This is a genomic window from Nostoc sp. (assembly GCF_036917465.1).
In the GTDB taxonomy this organism is placed as follows: domain Bacteria; phylum Cyanobacteriota; class Cyanobacteriia; order Cyanobacteriales; family Nostocaceae; genus Nostoc.
In genome coordinates, this window is the sequence record NZ_JBALDL010000016.1 from 44158 (window position 1) to 63062 (window position 18905).

Consider the following 18905-nt stretch of genomic DNA (forward strand, 5'->3'; position numbering starts at 1 on the left):
GGAGAGAGACTTTGAATTTTTCCCCTTCCCGCGTCGGGAAGGGAGTTAGGGGGTTAGGTTTTTCGTAGGCTTTTCCACAGAACCTGAATTGTCAGGGAAGCGCAGAGGTAGACAGAGTTAAAGCTTTATCTGTGTTTTTGGAGCGTTTTTCAAAAGGGGGAGTGGGTAAATATGACGATTTAACTGTTAGCTTTAAAATTGAACAAAGAGGAAAAATATATGCTAAAGCGAATATATATTGATAACTTTCGCGGCTTAGTAAGTTTTGAGATTAACTTTGACTCAATTAACCTATTTCTTGGTGGTAATGGTTCATGTAAATCAACAGTTTTTGAAGTTTTACGAAAAATTCAAATTTTTATCAGTGGTGACGAAAAAGTAGAAGGAATTTTTAAATCTGCTGACTGTACTCGCTGGCAAACTTTGCAAGTTCAGCGTTTTGAGCTAGAAATTGCTGGAAATGGTGGTAATTATAAATATGAACTCGCTATTAAACACAATCAAGAAAAAAGCCATGTTGAATATGAATATCTTTGGTTTGATAACCAACCTTTATTGAAACGTCAAACAGCTGAAGTTCAATTATTTCGAGACGATTATTCTCAAGATTCAAAATATTCATTTGATTGGTCACAGTCCCTGCTATCTTCATTAATGCCAATATCTTACAATACAAAGCTGACTTGGTTTAAAAATAGAATGGATCGATTTATTATTGTAAAAATCATTCCTAGTCTGATGCTTGATGGCAGTGAAATGGAAGAAATTAAATTGTCTTATAGAATGGAAAATTTCGTTTCTTGGTATCGTTATATCTCACAAGATCAGGGTAAAATAGCTGATTTGATGAATGTTTTGAAAGATGTGCTAGATGGTTTTCTAAGTTTTAAATTTGAACAATTTAGTGAAGAATATCGAACTTTAAAATTACGTTTCTCGAAAAACGAAGATAGGAGAAATATTATTGATTATCGATTTGGGGAATTATCTGATGGTCAAAAAGTGGTAATCGCTTTATATACTATTCTCTATTGCACTGAATCTGAAGATTATACTCTTTGCATTGATGAGCCCGAGAATTTTTTAGCTCTGCCGGAAATTCAACCTTGGCTAATTCAACTTTATGATTTCTGTATTGACGGTAAAATACAAGCTTTACTAATCTCCCATCATCCTGTATTAATTAATTATCTTTTAGCTTCACCTATAGGTTATTGGTTTGAGCGTCAAAGTAATGCACCTGTACGAGTAAAACCAATTAGTAATAAAGAAACTGAAAATTCGGGATTACCAATTTCAGAACTGATTGCGCGGGGCTGGCTCTATGACCCAGAATAGAGTACAGATAGTAATTTTGTGTGAGGATCTACAACAGCAAGTTTTTGCCTATCATTTTTTGAAAAAACGAGGATTTAATATAAATCCAAGAAACATCACAATTAGGACTTCTCCAAAAGGGAAAGGTGCAGGAGAGGAGTTTGTTAGAAAGCATTATGCAGCAGAGGTTAAAGAATACCGGAGAAAAAACTATCGTTCAGGAATGCTAGTAGTGTTGATTGATGCAGATACTGCGACAGTAAAGGCAACACTGAAAGAATTAGATAATGCACTGATAGAAAATTCACAGGAACTTCGTAAGCCTGATGAGAAAATAGCAATCTTTGTGCCCAAAAGAAATATCGAAACTTGGATACATTATTTACAAACAGGAGAAGTTGTTGAAGAAGAAGGAGAAAAATCCAAATATCCAAAATTTCCTAAAAATGAGGCAATTTGTAAACCTGGTGTTGAACAATTAGCAAATCAGTGTTCTCAAGGGAGTTTAGATGAAAATGCACCGCCATCTCTTCAGGCTGCTTGTGAAGAATTACAAAGACTTTTACCGTTATTAGATAAATTATGAATGCTAGTAGCTTAACTATTAAAGAACTCACTGATGCAGTCGGTGGCGGTTTAACTCCGCGGATGGTGCGACATTACCATCAATTAGGACTGTTACCGCAACCAGTGCGATCGCAGAGCAATTATCGTCTCTACACTAAAAAAGATGTCCTGCGGTTGCAAAGGATTGTCGCACTGAAGCAGCAAGGGTTTCAGCTAAACCATATCCGCAATATTTTGGAGGTGGAACCAGAAACTGACACAACTGTTAACCTGATGGGACAACTCCAGCAGCAATATCGGGCGGTGATGCAACAAATTTCGCAACTACGCCAAACTGCATCAGCACTAGAAGGATTATTGGGGCGCGATCGCCATTGTCAAGTTATCCAGGCGGAAGTTTTGGCACAACTCAAGTTACTTGATGTCGAAACTCAAGCCGGATTGGGAGGATTGGAAAATCTCTGGAGTGGCTTAGATGCCGAAATTCATACCCATTCGGAAGCTTTTTCAGAATCGTTACAACGTTTACTACCCGATTTATCTAATCGTTCGGAAATTGAACAACACTTAATTTCTCAGTTGGTTTTGGCTTGTGGCGATGTTAGTTTAGTATCCTTTGTGAAATTGAGCCGAGATGCGATCGCAGCTAGTCGAGAAGCTTTATCTTCAAGGTGTCAAATTGTTGTCGATACCCAAACGGTTGCTGCTGCTTTGGATCAAACCCGATTACTTCACTTGGGATGCCACATTGAAACCTTGATTGATAATCCTCATATTACCACCCCCACAGAGGCAGAAGTTGCCTTTTGGCAGCATCGAGAATGGCGATCAAAATTGCAGCAAGTAAGTAAGGGTTGTGTCCTGGTAGTTGGTTATGCTCCCTCAGTCCTTGTAGAAGTTTGTGAAGCCATTGCCAACCAGAAAATTCAGCCTGCATTAGTAATTGGAATGCCCATTGGCTTTAGTCATGCTCCCGCAGCCAAGCGACAACTTATGCAACAAGGGATACCTTTTATTACAGTTGCAGGAACTTTGGGAGGTGGCGCTTTAGCTGCTACAGCTTTAAATGCTTTAGTGGAGTCACTCATTGATAAGCCAGATTGTCATTGTTATCTCAAAAATATAGTAGATTCTTCTGAGTGCTGAAAAACAAGTACTCGGTTAAAACATAAGGATACTCAGTAATTAGCACTACTGAAAATAATATTGTTAAATAATATTGAATTTGCTAAACTTTACCAGTTTTAGTAATTCAATAATTCATAATTGTGGCCATAAGTTACCAATTTGGTATAAGTTGCAATATAAATTAGAACATTTTATAGTAAACAGACTCTGGTAGTTAGAGTATAAATTATCATGCTATCCAATCTCAATCAGAGTATAGATAAATACAAGTACGCTGAAGGAAGTTAGAAGTAAAGATAACTCAGATGTATAATTAGCGCGTCTCCTCCATAATCCCTAACAAGATTGTGATTTAAGACTGGTAGGCTTTCTATTTTTTACTTTAATTAAGGGCTTATGTGGCAACAAGAAAAAAAAGATACTTCGATAATCAGGCTGATACTATGGGTTGCCTTAGCTACAACTCCTATGGCAGCAAGTCTCCTGGTGTCAGAACCCATACTGGCGCAATCTAAATCTGAGTCTCCTTCGTTTGCACTGCCGCAAAAAGTGCAGAATGGGACAACAGTTCGGATTAATGGTTCAAGTAGCTTGAGTCCAATCAACCAAAGCCTGAAAGACAATTTTGAAAAACAGTTTTCGGGTACAAAAGTTAATGTTGCCGCTAATGGCACTGATACGGCACTGAAAGAGTTGCTAGATGGCAAAATCGACATCGTAGCAATGGGGCGGGGATTGACACCAGCAGAAAAAGCCCAAGGATTAGAGCAAGTTCGCTTGCACCGTGAGAAGATTGCGATCGTGGTTAGCACAGATAATCCTTTCAAAGGTAGTTTGACTAGTAAGCAATTTGCCCGGATTTTCCGGGGGCAAATTACAAATTGGTCACAAGTGGGAGGCCCATCAGCAAAGATTCGGTTAATCGATCACCCTAGTACGAGTGAGACTCGCAATACTTTTCGCACTTATCCAGCCTTCAAGACTGCTGAATTTGCTACAGGGCCAGATGCTACCAAACTAACTGATGAGAATACCGCAGAAATTATCAAACAACTGGGCAAAGACGGCATCAGCTATGTGTTAGCTAATCAGGTGTCAAAGCTGCAAAATGTGCGAGTTTTGCAGTTAAATCAAGCCTTGCCAGAAGATGCAAAATATCCTTTCTCGCAACCTTTAGTTTACGTTTTCAAAAAAAATCCCAGCGTCAGCATAGTAGATTTTCTTGGCTTTACCCTTGCACCGCCAGGACAGAAAGCTATAGAACAAGCTAGAACGGCAGAAGCAACTGCTGTCGCAGCCAACATCACACAACCTTTTGTCACCTCTACTCCCAGCGCCCAGACAACACCTGCTGTTACACCTTCCCCTAGTGCCAGTGCTTCTGCATTTGGCGAACAGCCTTTTGTCGCTCCTGCTACACCACAAAGCAGTCCAATTGGAAATAAGGAAACACCATTTTGGTTACTCCTACCTTTGTTTTTTACTACTGTAGCTGGGGCTTTATTATGGTGGATTCTGGGAAAACGCCCATCGCCTAGCGATCAAACAGATAACTTACCAGAATCAAATCCTCATCCACCTAGTACAGAAGATGGAGAAATGGCGTTACTCAATGCCGGCACCGCTCCCTCCATTAACGGAACGATGCTTGTAGAACAGCCATTGCCACACTTCCAAGATCAAGAAACCCCCGATCGCACTCCTTTCAATATCTATGCTCAAACAGAATCTGACCTGAGTGAAAATGGTACTCAAGGGACAGCCAATTTAGTACAAGAGCCAACTAATGGTACTTCTAACCTCTATGAAGGTACAACTTCTGCTGTAACTAATGGTTCGGGAGCCGCAGCTTTAACTGGTGGCGCAGCTTTAGCAACGGGCATAGGGGCAACTACATGGTCTGCCTTTACTAACAAAGAAACAGAAACAAATCCAACTGATGAAACGGTTGAGCTAAATAATTATACGGGGACAAACACTCCTAATTCTGATGATATTGCATGGGATATAGAAGCCCCAGCAGCTGTAGTAAATACTCCCTATCCTCATCTGGGTAATATTCCAGAAGAAATATCTGATGTGCAACTGCCTTCATCTGAAGTGACAGCCCCACTGCCAGAATTACCAGATGTGCCAGAAGTAACATCTAATTTGGGATATTGGGACACAGAAATTAGTGAAGATGAGATAGATGAGGAACTTCAGGCAGAATTGAACTGGTTAGAAAGTATCACCTCAACTGAAGATACAGCTTCAGTAGATGAATTGCCTTTCCCAGAATATGGCAAAGTGGAACTGTCACCGTTATCAATCACCTCAACTGAAAATACAGCTTCAGTAGATGAATTACCTTTCCCAGAATATGGCAAAGTGGAACCGTCACCGTTACCAACATCTTCACTAATCGATTTACCAGAATTGTCAGAAGAAGATTTATTCAATGTGGTAGCAGATGCAGCCGAACCTCCTACCAATGTGGTAGAAGAATCTCAAACAGAGCCAATTGGGGAAGGTGCTGCTGAAAATGACTCCATAGATTTTGCAGACATTGCGGCTTTAGCCGCAGGTGCAGGGATTGGAGCCTGGGCGATTAATCTTCCATCAAATACCCAAGGAGAAACTGATACTACAGTAAATGCAGAAGATGAGAGCAGTATTTTGCTCACACCGCATACTTCTACATTGGCTCATGTCTCTTGGGAAATTTCTGAAACCAAGAAAGCTGCATTGCGTCAACAGGGTGGCTTTCAATTGGTAGTTCGGCTGTATGATGTGACTGGCATTGACTTGAGTTATCAAAGTCCTCAACTTATCCAGCAGTATGAATCTGAAGAGACAGCACACGATCGCTTGTTAGAGATTCCCGTCAACGATCGCGACTATATAGCAGAAATTGGTTATCTTGCTGATGGCGAGCGCTGGTTATTCATTGCCCGTTCAGCAGTTATTCGTTTCTTCAGCCCTGTGCATCCAGATCCGATAGTTGATAATGTAGCGATGCCTGCGGCGGGCTGCGCCAACGCGGATGCAACAGATATTCACTTCGTAGACGTAGAAGAAGAGAGCAAAATATTGCTCACACCCTATACTTATACATCGGCTCATGTCACTTGGGAGATATCCGAAACCAAGAAAGCTGCGCTACATCAACAGGGCGGCTCTCAATTAGTTGTGCGGCTGTATGATGTCACAGGCGTTGACTTGAGTTATCAAAGTCCGCACCTTGTCAAGCAATATGAATCTGAGGAGACAGCACACGACGGACTAGTGGATATTCCCGTCAACGATCGCGATTATATAGCAGAAATTGGTTATCTTGCTGATGGCGATTGCTGGTTATTGATCGCCCGTTCAGTAGTTGTTCGTTTCTTCAGCCCGGTACTTCCAGATCCAATCGTTGATGATATAGCAATCGCGGGTGAAACGGATATTGACTGGGATGTAGAAGAAGAGATTAGGGAAGAAGAAAACAGCATTGTCCTCACACCTCGTACTTCCCAATGGGCTGATGTTTCTTGGCAGATATCTGAAACCAAAAAAGCAGAATTGCAACAACAGGGCGGCTCTAAATTAGTAGTGCAGCTGTATGATGCAACTGGCATTGACTTGAGTTATCAAAGTCCTCAGTTTGTCCAGCAGTATGAATGTGACGAGACAGCAAACGATCGCTTTGTAGAAATTCCCATCAGCGATCGCGACTACATAGCTGAAATCGGCTATGTCGCTGATGGCGGCCGTTGGTTGTTCATTGCCCATTCTGCGATCGTTCATGTCTTCAGTCCGGCTGATACAGATTCCCCCGTTGAAGATGTAGCATTAGCCAGCGAAACAGCGATTAACTTTGAAGATGTAGCATTAGCGGGCGAAACAGCTGTTGACTTGGTAAATGTAGAAGAAGAGAGTAGTGAAGAAAGCAAAATACTGCTCACAGCCCGTACTCCCAAATGGGCTTATGTCTCTTGGCACATTTCCCCGACTCAGAACGAAGCACTGCATCAACAGGGCGGCTCACAATTGGTAGTGCGGCTCTATGATGTAACTGGCATTGACTTGAGTTATCAAAGTCCTCAACTTATCCAGCAGTATGAATGTGAAGAGGTAGCCCGCGATCGCTTTGTGGCGATTCCCGTAAGCGATCGGGACTATATGGTTGAAATTGGTTATCTAGCTGATAGCGATGCCTACGGCGGTAAACTACCTTGGTTACTCATCGCCCGTTCACCTAACCTTCGCGTCTTCAGTCGTTCCCACGAAGATTTTTGGTTTGTGGCGGATGCAGAGTTGATTATTCACGGAGCAACCCAACCAAATACAAACGTCAACATTAGTGGACATCCCGTCAAAGTCAAACCCGATGGTACTTTCCACCTACGTCTCCCCTTTTCAGATGGTTTAATGGACTATCTCATCACAGTCGCGGCTGATGGAGAATCCACTAAAACCATCCATAAAAAGTTCTCTCAGGAAACTTCAGAGAACTAGTAATTACGCTAAAATATCCCTTTTGACCCTATTCTCCCTTTTTAGCCTACGGTTCCTATTACCCCCCTTAATCTCCCGATAAAATTGGGGAACTTTAAGAGACTTTTGCCCCCCTTTTTAAGGGGGGTTGGGGGGATCAAAAGCCTATGAGGCCACTCTCAAAGACTTGTGTGTACACCGTAGTCTTTATAAGGGGAGGGTTAGGGTGGGGTAAAACCTATGTTCTTCAGCTATTTTTAGACCAATACGGTTCAGTAAAGATTAAAACTTTTTATCAAAGTCAGTTTTTTTAACGTTCGCGGAGCGTGCCGGAGGCATCACCACAGAGGCGCAGAGAACACAGAGAGAAGAAAAAAATGCTTAACTGAACTAACTGTATTGATTTTTAGACTTGTGCGTACACAGTAGCCCCTTTTAGGGGGAAATAGGGAGAAGGTTAATTTGCTCAAAGTATTGCATGATAGAAATCATTCGTCCTGGCTTTTGCTTGCGAAAAATACCGAAATGAGAAAGCAAACTGGGGTTTGAATAAGTCAAAGGTCATTTTACTTGCGGAAAACACCAAAATGAGAAAGCAAACTGGGGTTTGAGTAAGTCAAAGGTCATTTTGCTTGCGGAAAACACCAAAATGAATAAGTCAAATGACCTTTTGAGTAAGTCAAAGGTAATTTTGAGAAAGCATTTCAATATTTTGAGAAAGTAAACAGACATTTTTATATCGCTGCAATGACAGATCCTCTTTACCACCTGAACACTGCTGCGATCGCTACAACTAAGTCGGTGAGAATAAATCAAACTATGTTAACTAAATATAAAGCTAGATAAATTTAGCTCGTAGTAAGGGCTTTAGCCCTTTTCTTAGGACTAAAGTCCTTACTACAAACATTTAATTGTTTACACCGCTCTACTTAGCGTTTCTTAATCATACGAGTTACATCATAGCCCCCTCCTCGCTTGCGGGGAGGGGGTTAGGGGTGGGGTTCAGTACCTACTCAACTGAGAACCCTTACCCAACTTAAGTTTGATTTCTGAAAATATACGTAGGATGTGTTAGCGACAGCGTAACGCATCAAACCCATGATAATAGTGCGTTACGAACTCTGAAAATAATAGTAATATATATCTTTACCTCTTAAATAAGAGACTCAGCTATTTCTTGAAGTGTTTTATTCAACTTCTCCCTTTTATAACCAAGCTTAAAATAATTAATAGCATTCAAAAAGGGTTGCTTAACATGATTAACATAAGCTGACATAACATCACTAGCTTGATGATTTTTATCTCCTAATAAATAATCAACAACTTCCCTATCTTCAACACCACGCAAATTATGCATTAATTGATTACGAAGGTCATCTTCTGTATTTCTATAAGAGTCAAAATACCGTAACAATAACGGCCACTTGACAAAAGCCTTATCTATATTGTTTAACCAGGCAATCAGAGCAAAGTTTTTGTTAGTAATATCAAAATCTTTATCTGTATTAAATCTAAACCTCTCAACAGGAAACTTTGATTTTTGTAAAATCACTTTTTTATCATCAATACTTTGATAACTAAGCGATTGCTTTAAAAATAAACCACGGGGAATCCATTCTAGTAAATCAGAAACTTTTTGAGAGCTACCGTTTACAATCACAGTTTCATTAATCAGTGCTACTTGTGATAAGATAGCCACCTTCAAAAAAGTTTCTTGAGCAGCCGCCAGAAGAGTAATCCCTTGGAGATAATTTCTTTGATTGAAGAAAAAGCCTATGAGGTCAAGAGCATCAACAATGCGCTGCGTAGCTTGGGGAATGGCAAAATCTTCGCTGCTATCTGTTAAAGGACTATGAAGATTAAAAAAATCAACAATCTTCTCTAAGTTAGCTATAGCAGTTTTGTCTATTCTCTCTATATCTTCTAATATTTTGAGTGCAGCACCAGGCAAGCCGCCGATAATTAGCTGCTTTGCTTTTTGAATCTGCATTCCCCGCCGATAATTAGAGCTTTCAATAGCTTCTGATTTAGATTTCTGCTGATAATTTTCATCAAAATATTCATTACTAACTAAAAACTTAACTTTCTGAAATCTACCTAAGCTAACAAATTGTACAGCCGAAGATATAGCAGGAGTTCCTGCTTGATGACTAACATAAACAGGTTTTAGTGGATTAGAGTCTAACTTGCAGAATGCTTCTTCTACCAAAGAAAGGGTTTCATTCCAATTATCTATACCTTTATTGGCGTTTTCTATATCTTTATCGGCGTTTTTTGGTTTAAGATGTAAAAATTCTAATTTACAGTCAAACTTTTCTTTAAGATACCACTCTAATAGAGGTCTAAGTGTACAAGTATCTTGCCAATAAGGACATTTTTCGTAAAGAAGTTGGTCTTGATGAAATATTTCACTTTGGTCTGTCAGCAAAATTATAATTCTTTCCGGCTTGATGTTGTTATGTAAGAAAGATTTACAATAAGTATCAAGTAGCGGAAATTCTAAATCTGAACCATATTTATCTAGTTTATTGCCATAGACTAGACCTAAAACTCTAGCAGGTACTGTATACCCTGCCTCTTTATTATAAGGATCTTTCTGAGTAAGCGAAGCAAACTCTGTACATTCCAAATCGTATCTAACTTCACTATATAAACTTCCCCAGTTTTTATCATGTTTGAGAATAACATCACTATTACCTGTTGTGACAATCCAAATAGTCATAATTTACTATCCCCAAAGTTTGGTAAAGTTGCTGGTTGCTAAGAAAGTTAAAAATTCTTGTGTTCTCTCATCTTTTTTATCAGGAAAAATTGTAAGTAACTCTACAAATTCTCTTCCCTTCCGCTTCATCTCTCCTTCTTTATTTTTGATATAGCGCGGGTACATTCGATGCCAAATTCTCCCAATTTGACTCATTTTCCCTGTGAGACTTGAGCCTTTAATTGAGTTGCTTCCTTGGTAATTGCCGTGAAACCATCTCACAGCTAAACTATCATCTTCATCTTGGGCAATGCGTCCCCAGACTTGAACTTTTTGCGGATGGAATGATTCACGCCAAGAAGTTAATTTATTAGTTGGGGTTTTTTCTTTTAATTTCAGCCAGTTATTTACAGTTTTATGAATATCATTCAGGATATTAGTGATATGACTAAGGCTATTTACAGGGAAATAGTATTGATTTGATTGCTTGGGAAATTCCCAATGACAGCCTATCATGGGTTTACCATTTAAATAGTCTGGAAAGAATAGACGATGGTCAATGCGTCGCCACGATTTACCAAAGCCACCAAGCAGCATCGCAAATCTTAAAATTTGGGTTGCTAAGGTTTTTAATTCTTTTTTGTATTCTTTTGAAATATCACCCATGCTGAGAATATTTAAAGTTCCTGTATTTAATTCATAAATAGGCATGGTTACATTTCCATATCGATATACATCCATCTCTAAATCAACAGCATTAAAAGCAATTCCTAACTGGCCGACGACAGCACCATTTTTCCCTGCAAATCCTCCCCAAAGTTCTCTAGTTAATTCTTCGGCTGTAATTTCATCGGTAACGCCACTAAATAACCGCAAAGTGTGACCGCGTAAAGCAGCTTTAAATATATTCGGACGAAATTCGCCGGTTTTATCGATTAATTGCGAGGCTAATCCTTTTCCACGCAGATTAACGCTGACTAATTTGGTTTCTGGGTGATTTATCGGTTGGCCGTAACCAGCACTAACTCTAGAACCAATACCTCGTTCTATGGCTTTATCCCAAATACTCCAGATAGTCTCCCATTCACTAAGTTCTATTTTTTTAGTGCTGGAAATGCCGAATATTAAGGTAGGTTTGTAGAGGGATATCTGAATAAATGCTGAGTGGCTACCTTGATTTTTAATTTGCCAATCTTGTTGAGGATGAACTACATCAATTAATGGTTGTTCAACCCAAGTTTCATCTTTGGGATAACCACCATGAAAGCGAAGAATTCCCGGTATGGTATCGTTACTATTTAGTTTTCCGCCGCAATATCTTGTACCCTGTTCTGAGGTGCAAGCACGGAGAAAAGCGCCTTTCATACTTGCGCCTGGGTAAAATGGAAATCCTTTTGCGGCAATGACTGGGCGAGTTATATCTTCATCTTGTCCGCTATTAGAAACAAAGCGCCAAGTTATTTTATATTCCTTTGTTTTAACATTGGCGTTAAATGTGGGAGGGTCTATTGCAGCACCGTCTACCCATTCATCAACCCATCTTTCAGACTGTTTGGGATTTCCGATATATTGAATTTGGCCGCGTCCTGAAACTTGGGCTTGAAACATTAATGGGACTTCATTACTATTCGTCATCACCAGCTCCTGATTTTTTATAGCGCTGAGTCCACCAAACTAAGCTGTCACAGAATTGAGTGAGAACAGCTAAACAAATTCTTTGGTCTTCGATGGGAAGTTGCCATAATTTGGCAGCGATTTCTTGAATTTTTGGAGTGTCTTTACTGCTAACGTCTTCTTGGGGAAGGTTAATTCCCGCTTGTTGCATGATTTTGGTAAAGCTTTTCCAGGTATCGCGCCAATATTGGCCTTTGGGTGGTTCTTTGTCTAAAAGTCTTAGTTGTTCTCCCCAAAATCTCTCTAAGCCATAAGCTACGGTTATCCGCATTTTGTGAGATTGACCAATGACACCTTTTTGGTCGCGGTGTTTGAGGATTAAACGTTGTGCTTCTTGGTCTAAGTCGTATGATTTCCAAGTCATAAGTTTACTAATTCGTAATTCGTAATTCGTAATTCGTAATTGAAGAAAAGATTTGTAGAGTGGGTTTGGGATGAAACCTAACTTATGGTTCTCGTGTTAGGTTTAGAGGATGTTTGAAAAATCCTCTTGTTGGTAGAAAAACGTTCTAGATTCCCCTAAATCCACGCCACTTGCTTCACTTGTGGAGACCCCAAGACCGCAATGGCTTCCCTTAAAAAGGGAGACTTTGATTCCGGTTCCCCCCTTTTTAAGGGGGGTTAGGGGGGATCTAAAAGTGCCCAAAGTCACAGCGAAAAACTTTTCAAACAACCTCTAAGATTCCATTTAGAGTTAAACTACAGTGACCAAAGCCGATTGATTCTAAGCCACCAAGGTAAATATCTGTGTTTTGTGTATCACTTAAGGGTTGCCATTGTTTACCTGATTTATCATCTTTGATGGCGATGGGAAAGACTAAAATTGTTCCTTCGGGTAAGGCTTCGGTGTTAAAGAAGCCGCCACCATCGACTACTTTTTGGTCGGGTTTTAAACGGACTCGACTTTGGCGATATAATGCCATGTCATGAATCATGGAAATATCACTATCGTCTACTATTACTGCTGGTTTTTCTTTTCCAGTTGGGAACCAAGGGGATAAGTCTATGGTTTTGGTGATGCTTAAAAAACCTAAGTTGAAAAATAAGGTTTTTTTACCTTGCGATTCTCGCGCTTTTAAGTTTTTTGAACCTGTGTAAGGGTCTGGTATTTCTATTTCTTTGAGAGATTTACCGTTAATTTTGATAGTGTCGCCGGCTATTCTTTGGTAGCGTCGGAGTAAGCGCGGACTAGTTACCCAGACTATTGGTTGACCCGGACAAAAAACTGGTAGCCAAAGAATTGAAGCGTATTCAAATTTGATGAGAGACTCGTTATTAATTTCTGATTGTTCTGAACCTGCTTCGTTACCATACCAATAATTTGCTGCTTGTTCTCCATCTATCAAGCGCATTTCGGAACGCAGGCGACCGCGAATTGAACTACCGGGAAGTATTCCAGTTTGAGTAAATTGGTCACGAAAGATGAGGTTTAAATTACCACTTTCTTCTCCGGCTGTAGCACCGACGTGCAGAGGTGCTAAGGTTTCAATTATTCCATAAGCTTTTTTGTACATTTTAGGCGACTCCTTTAATTTCTGTTGGTAAACATAGACCGCATCCTACATGTTTCAGGCTATAACCTTCTTTGGGAAACCATGCTTCATCCCATTCGCACCAAGGTTTATTTAAAGGTTCTGCAAGTACATAAACACTACCAGCTGGAACTGCGTAACGTCCCCTTCCTAAGTTACCTTTGGCGCGGTAACGGTAGGGTAATGGTTTATCTGTTAACATTTCTACGGTTTCGGGAAAGTTTTCATGTTGAGGATGGCGGTGAGATAAACGATTTGAACCCCAGATACCTGGTGTAATTAAGGCGAAGGTGCGTTTGATTGGCTGATTTAATAGGTTTAAAAATTTTTTATTTTTGATTTCTTCGCATTCGATTTCGACTATGTGGTTTTCACCACCGAAGCGATACCAGCCATTTTCTAGGGGATAGGTTGAGAGATAAACTAGGCAACTGTCGTCTGACATTTGGACGGAATTTTCTAGAAATAGTCCGTCGGAGTTTTCTACACTACGTTCAGTTGTTTTAATTTTGGGATGGAGAAAAGATATATATTTCCAAGGATTATCAGCAACCGATTGATTAGATTTTAAGGTTTGGGGTGCAATTCCCCATGAGTTTATCGATTGCCAACGATAATCTGGTTCTAGTTTTTCAGTTTTATTTTCTAACTGCCATTGACTATCTTTTAATGCCCATTCATCTACTGCTTTTTTGCCAATGATTTTATTCCAGGGTATGGGAATATAAAAATTTTGCTTGTCTTTTAGTTTCGCCCAAAAGGGGCCAGCTACAAATAGGTTAGCACTCAATTCATTTTTAGGAAATTTTTCGGTAATTTTGTTAACGCTAAATATTAAGCCTGATAGGGTTGCAGCTTCTGGAGGGAATTTAGCGCCGGAACGACCAACTAGGTTTTCTGGTGAGAGAAATGCACCTGCACTTCCATACATTAATCCTAATGGGTTGATTGTTATTAAGTATTTAAACATAAGTGGAGTGGCGAAAGTTAGGTGTTTTAGGGTGGGTTAGAGTTGGTAACGCACCGTTATCTAGGGGTTGGTGCGTTACGCTGTCGCTAACGCATCCTACTTTAATTAAGTTTTTTCAGAAGAAAATCGAACCGCAGAGGATGCAGAGGACACGGAGAAATAAGAATATTAGTAAGTCTGGTTGAGAGGTTGTTTGAAAAGTAGTTTGCTGTAATTTTAATCACATTATTACCCCCCTTAATCCCCCCTTGTAAAGGGGGGAAACAAGAAAAATCCGGTTCCTTTGACTGAGTAGCCCGCAATATTTATCGTTATTCTCCTTTACAAGGGGGGAAACAAGAAAAATCCGGTTCCCTCCCCTTTATAAGGGGAGGGTTAGGGTGGGGTAAAAAATATTTGATACATCAATCATGACTTTTCAAACAACTTCTGAGGTTTGTGATATCTAATTTATGCATTTTTATTAGATTTTTCCTGATTTAATTACTTAAATGCCAGCCTACTTTGATTAAGTTACTTATCCAATCAATTGTGGCTTTGCTTCTTTCATAATTATCATCTTCTTCACTAAAACCTACGAGATGTTTAGCACTTTCATAATTTAGTAGTTGTTTACCTTCGCCGGGAAAGTAAATATTGAAGAATTCAATGGCGAATTTTTCGACAAAGGTCTTTTTGTCAAGGTTAAATGCCCGCCGCGATTCTAATTGAGCTAAATCTTGATAAATATGACTCCAGTTTGATTTTTTTTCTCTGTCTTGATATTTGGTCAAGATGTTTAAATAATCCCAAGGACAAGTCCATTGGACATATTGACCACTATTAAAAACAATTCTGATGGTGACTCGTTTTCGCCCTGATGATTTGGCTAGTTTTTCTGCTTCCCGACAATGTTGTAATATATCCCTCTGGGGAACGCTTGTACCTGCCCAAACAAATCCGACGCTTAAGCCTATTTTTTGATCGTGTTTTTTCCAGGTTTGGGGTAGTGTAGTTAACCATGCAAAAGCTTGCTTGGCTGTAATCGGTTCTTGGTCTTTTTCTCGATAAATTACGCCTAAAAAATCGTCTCCACCTGCATAAACTATTCGACCCATTTCTTGGGGAAAGTCTCTGGTAAAGTCTTTGCCCCAGTTACGCATGGCTTGGCTAAAGTTTTGAAGTTGTTCATCTCCGTTTTCTAATTCGGCTAATTTCTTTAGGTGGTTCCCAACTTCGTCACCATCACCCATAAACCAACCTGTCCAGCGTCCTTTATCTTGCTCATTTTTGGTTTCGGGGCCTCGATAAATTTCGCTGAAACTTTCTAGTTTAGACATCCCTAATTGGTTGGCTATTTCTGGTAGGGTGACTAAACGTTTCACTAATTCGGGGATACTTAATTTTTCATTGAGTGCAAAAAATTTTCCCTCTGGTTCTCCATCTGGGGAACGATTTTCTAATACGCAAGCGAGGCGTTTATAGAAGGTTTTGATTTCATCTTTTTCTATTGTCCACTGGCGATTTTTAGGATTTCTCGTTTCTCCACCTAATCCGGGGAAGGCTATTCCATCGGTTCCGGTTAAACTCGAACTCTCTCCAATCCAGTTGACTGCTGTCCACCCACGGGAAAGTTTACGGGTTTCTAAGTCTTCCATCGCTGCTTGTATGCTGTCGCCTTCTCCCCAAAATATCTCCCAGGCGTGGTTTCCCCAGTTTGTCCACTCTCTTTCCCAGTGATAGGTATAGTTTGGTAGTTTCCATTCTATCCAAGTGCGACATTGATGTAACATTTCTTTCCATGCAGATAATAGAGTTTTTTCTACCTGTGGTTTTGAAAATTCTCCTTTTATCAGAATGCGGTTTGGCATTCCTTTTTGCAAGTTGGCGCGGGCTGGGGAAATGACTGTTGTAGTTTTTTCTGCTTCTTGTACTAACTGCTGGCTAAGGTAGGAGAGAATGAGGGATGCACCATACAAGTCTCTGAGTTTACGGGATTTCTCGATAAATCCTTGGACGGGAGCAAAGGTTATGGCTGTATATTTGGTCACGTTTGCTTGTGTCACGGGTTGCAGTCTTGCTTAAGTTACTGTAAAAAGTTGAGTTTGTATTCAGTAGTTATACTTTGTAATAATTTTTGATTTGCCGATCGCAATTCCCAGCTACAATGGCTAAATTCATCTGAGCTTTGACCTCACTTCCATTCCTTTCTCCTAAGACGGCTACGGTGTACACACAAGTCTTTGAGAGTGGCCTCATAGGCTTTTGATCCCCCCAACCCCCCTTAAAAAGGGGGGCAAAAGTCTCTTGAAGTCCCCCAATTTATCAGGGGATTTAGAGGGATCTGCAACGATTTTGGGTTTGTACAAAGATGTGTGTACACCGTAGCCTTATAAAGGGGAGGGAACTAGATTTTCCGGTTTCCCCCCTTTATAAGGGGGGATTAAGGGGGGTAATTTGACTTGTGTATACACGGTAGCTCCTAAAAGGAGAGACGCTTTGAATTTTACTCCCCTTCTTTACAAGGGAAGGGGTTGGGGGTTAGGTCTGTGTTCTATGCAATTGAGAACTGCTATACATCTTCTCGGAAAATTTGATGATGTAAATACCTTTTGATGCGAATGACGAAATTTAAGTTATTTAAAAAGGCGATCGCAATTTGTGGTTACATAGACAAAGCCCTTTGGGTTCACCAGTCGCTTGTGCAGGGAAACCTTCTTGTAGCCATAATCTCATCGCCTGCACGGGTTAAGGATGTTTGACTTGCGCGAACTAGTAGGTGTTTTAAAATTTGATGCAATTTTTATTGTTCAAAAGCTTATGCAATCTAGCTTTGAGTGTGATGACTACAATATGGAGATTCGCGCAATTCTTATAAGCTTTGCCTGTTATGCTTTTGAGGCGATTTATAAAAATAATATCTTGACGAGTCAAAGGCTGAAATGTTACTTTCTTTCTAGGTTCGCGCAAACTAGCTTTGAAACCTTTGCAATATCAAGGTTTCAGAATGCAGCAGTCACTTCTATCATTTAGAAGTGGAATTAATGGAAATAAAAACTCGCACAATTAGCATTAATCCAGCGCTCCGGGTCACTTCTATCATTTAGAAGTGGAATTAATGGAAATAACGGATAGAAATAATCAATGATGACAGCAACTTTAGTCACTTCTATCATTTAGAAGTGGAATTAATGGAAATAACCCACTCATGCTTCATAGCAAAGCCACCAACGTCACTTCTATCATTTAGAAGTGGAATTAATGGAAATTCTGACAGCCTAGTGGTGGTAGTCATAACGATAAGTCACTTCTATCATTTAGAAGTGGAATTAATGGAAATAGTATCTGGTAATTGACATGGTTGATCATCCAGTCACTTCTATCATTTAGAAGTGGAATTAATGGAAACTGCAACCTCCGAAGCGACTTCTTCTGCCTTGGTAGTCACTTCTATCATTTAGAAGTGGAATTAATGGAAACTTTAATAACTGTGACACTTTAGAGTGTGTCATCGAAGTCACTTCTATCATTTAGAAGTGGAATTAATGGAAACGTATTTCTAATTAAGTTTTATAGCCAGATGAGTTAGTCACTTCTATCATTTAGAAGTGGAATTAATGGAAACTTCTTCAGCGTACTGATTCTTCACCAGAATACTCGTCACTTCTATCATTTAGAAGTGGAATTAATGGAAACCTGTGTAGTTTTCTCAACGGGTGAAGACGCTTGTAGTCACTTCTATCATTTAGAAGTGGAATTAATGGAAACAGACGCAGATTCTTTGGGTAATGGCTTTGTGCTGTCAACTGCGCGTCACTTCTATCATTTAGAAGTGGAATTAATGGGAACGCACCGATATACTTGTAAAGTACTTTGATGAAAGTCATAAGCATTTATTGGTAATTTTCTAAATAATTTTATCGAAACTTAATGTTTCGGTTAAATTTAATCAGCAAAATCTGCAATTACTTATTGCAAAGCTGCTTTGACTTATTCAAAAGCAGCTTTGACTTTCTCGTTTTGGTGTTTTCCGCAAGTCAAACAAGCTTTTACTTTCTCCAAAGCTGCTTTTGCTTTTACATTTCGGTGTTTTCCGCAAGTAAAATAAGCTTTTGCTTTCTCAAAATGGCATTTGGCTTTTTGATTTCGGTAGATTCAATAAGCTGATTTAGGTTTGGCGGACAAAGCACTGCGATCGCAATTCGTGGTTACATAGACAAAGCACTGCAATCGCAATTCGTGGTTACATAGACAAAGCACTGCAATCGCAATTCGTGGTTACATAGACAAAGCACTGCGATCGCAATTCGTGGTTACATAAACAAAGCACTGCGATCGCAATTCGTGGTTACATAGACAAAGCACTGCGATCGCAATTCGTGGTTATATAGACAAAGCACTGCGATCGCAATTCGTGGTTACATAGATAAAGCACTGCGATCGCAATTCGTGATTACATAGATAAAGCACTGCGATCGCAAATCATGGTTACATAGATAAAGCACTGCGATCGCAATTCGTGGTTACATAAACAAAGCACTGCGATCGCAATTCGTGGTTACATAAACAAAGCACT

General features: G+C 39.8%; 12 protein-coding genes. 5 read left to right on the plus strand and 7 right to left on the minus strand.

What is annotated here, in order from left to right; translation table 11 throughout:
• The first annotated feature begins 219 nt into the window (after positions 1-219).
• The 4 genes from V7K38_RS03345 (at position 220) to V7K38_RS03360 (ending at position 7494) form a co-directional block, all read left to right on the plus strand.
• Positions 220-1338: an AAA family ATPase gene (locus V7K38_RS03345; protein ID WP_334855431.1), complete on the plus strand. Its 1119-nt coding sequence runs from the start codon at positions 220-222 to the stop codon at positions 1336-1338.
• Positions 1325-1903 (plus strand): hypothetical protein, encoded by a 579-nt coding sequence (locus tag V7K38_RS03350; protein ID WP_334855433.1) that lies wholly within the window; start codon positions 1325-1327, stop codon positions 1901-1903. The genes V7K38_RS03345 and V7K38_RS03350 overlap by 14 nt, the downstream gene beginning before the upstream one ends.
• On the plus strand, positions 1900-3030 hold the full coding sequence (locus tag V7K38_RS03355; protein ID WP_334855435.1) for a precorrin-8X methylmutase: 1131 nt from the start codon (positions 1900-1902) through the stop codon (positions 3028-3030). The genes V7K38_RS03350 and V7K38_RS03355 overlap by 4 nt, the downstream gene beginning before the upstream one ends.
• Before the next feature lie 378 nt (positions 3031-3408).
• Positions 3409-7494 carry a DUF4912 domain-containing protein gene (locus V7K38_RS03360; protein ID WP_334855437.1) on the plus strand — a complete coding sequence of 1362 codons (4086 nt, stop codon included), beginning with the start codon at positions 3409-3411 and terminating at the stop codon, positions 7492-7494.
• A gap of 1132 nt (positions 7495-8626) precedes the next feature.
• On the opposite strand, the gene V7K38_RS03365 is transcribed toward V7K38_RS03360, so the two are convergent.
• The 7 genes from V7K38_RS03365 to V7K38_RS03395 all read right to left on the minus strand — a co-directional run bounded on the left by V7K38_RS03365 (position 8627) and on the right by V7K38_RS03395 (position 16588).
• Positions 8627-10195, minus strand: coding sequence for a hypothetical protein (locus V7K38_RS03365; protein ID WP_334855439.1), 1569 nt, complete (start codon positions 10193-10195; stop codon positions 8627-8629).
• A 6-nt stretch (positions 10196-10201) separates the two neighbouring features.
• On the minus strand, positions 10202-11809 hold the full coding sequence (locus tag V7K38_RS03370; RefSeq protein ID WP_334855440.1) for a hypothetical protein: 1608 nt from the start codon (positions 11807-11809) through the stop codon (positions 10202-10204).
• The gene (locus V7K38_RS03375; RefSeq protein WP_334855442.1) at positions 11799-12212 is read right to left on the minus strand and encodes a hypothetical protein; all 414 of its coding nucleotides are present in this window, start codon (positions 12210-12212) and stop codon (positions 11799-11801) included. Before V7K38_RS03375 ends, V7K38_RS03370 begins: the two co-directional genes overlap by 11 nt.
• A gap of 301 nt (positions 12213-12513) precedes the next feature.
• The gene (cmr4, locus tag V7K38_RS03380; RefSeq protein WP_334855443.1) at positions 12514-13362 is read right to left on the minus strand and encodes a type III-B CRISPR module RAMP protein Cmr4; all 849 of its coding nucleotides are present in this window, start codon (positions 13360-13362) and stop codon (positions 12514-12516) included.
• Position 13363: 1 nt separating this feature from the next.
• Positions 13364-14350, minus strand: a complete 987-nt coding sequence (locus tag V7K38_RS03385; protein WP_334855445.1) for a type III-B CRISPR module-associated Cmr3 family protein — start codon at positions 14348-14350, stop codon at positions 13364-13366.
• Between the two features lie 479 nt (positions 14351-14829).
• Entirely contained in the window at positions 14830-16380 is a 1551-nt protein-coding gene (locus V7K38_RS03390) for a Cas10/Cmr2 second palm domain-containing protein (RefSeq protein ID WP_334855519.1), read from the minus strand.
• Positions 16381-16447: 67 nt separating this feature from the next.
• Positions 16448-16588, minus strand: coding sequence for a hypothetical protein (locus tag V7K38_RS03395; RefSeq protein WP_334855447.1), 141 nt, complete (start codon positions 16586-16588; stop codon positions 16448-16450).
• Between the two features lie 1429 nt (positions 16589-18017).
• Between V7K38_RS03395 and V7K38_RS29535 the strand changes: the two genes are divergently transcribed.
• Positions 18018-18206, plus strand: coding sequence for a hypothetical protein (locus V7K38_RS29535; RefSeq protein ID WP_442940743.1), 189 nt, complete (start codon positions 18018-18020; stop codon positions 18204-18206).
• Positions 18207-18905 lie beyond the last annotated feature (699 nt).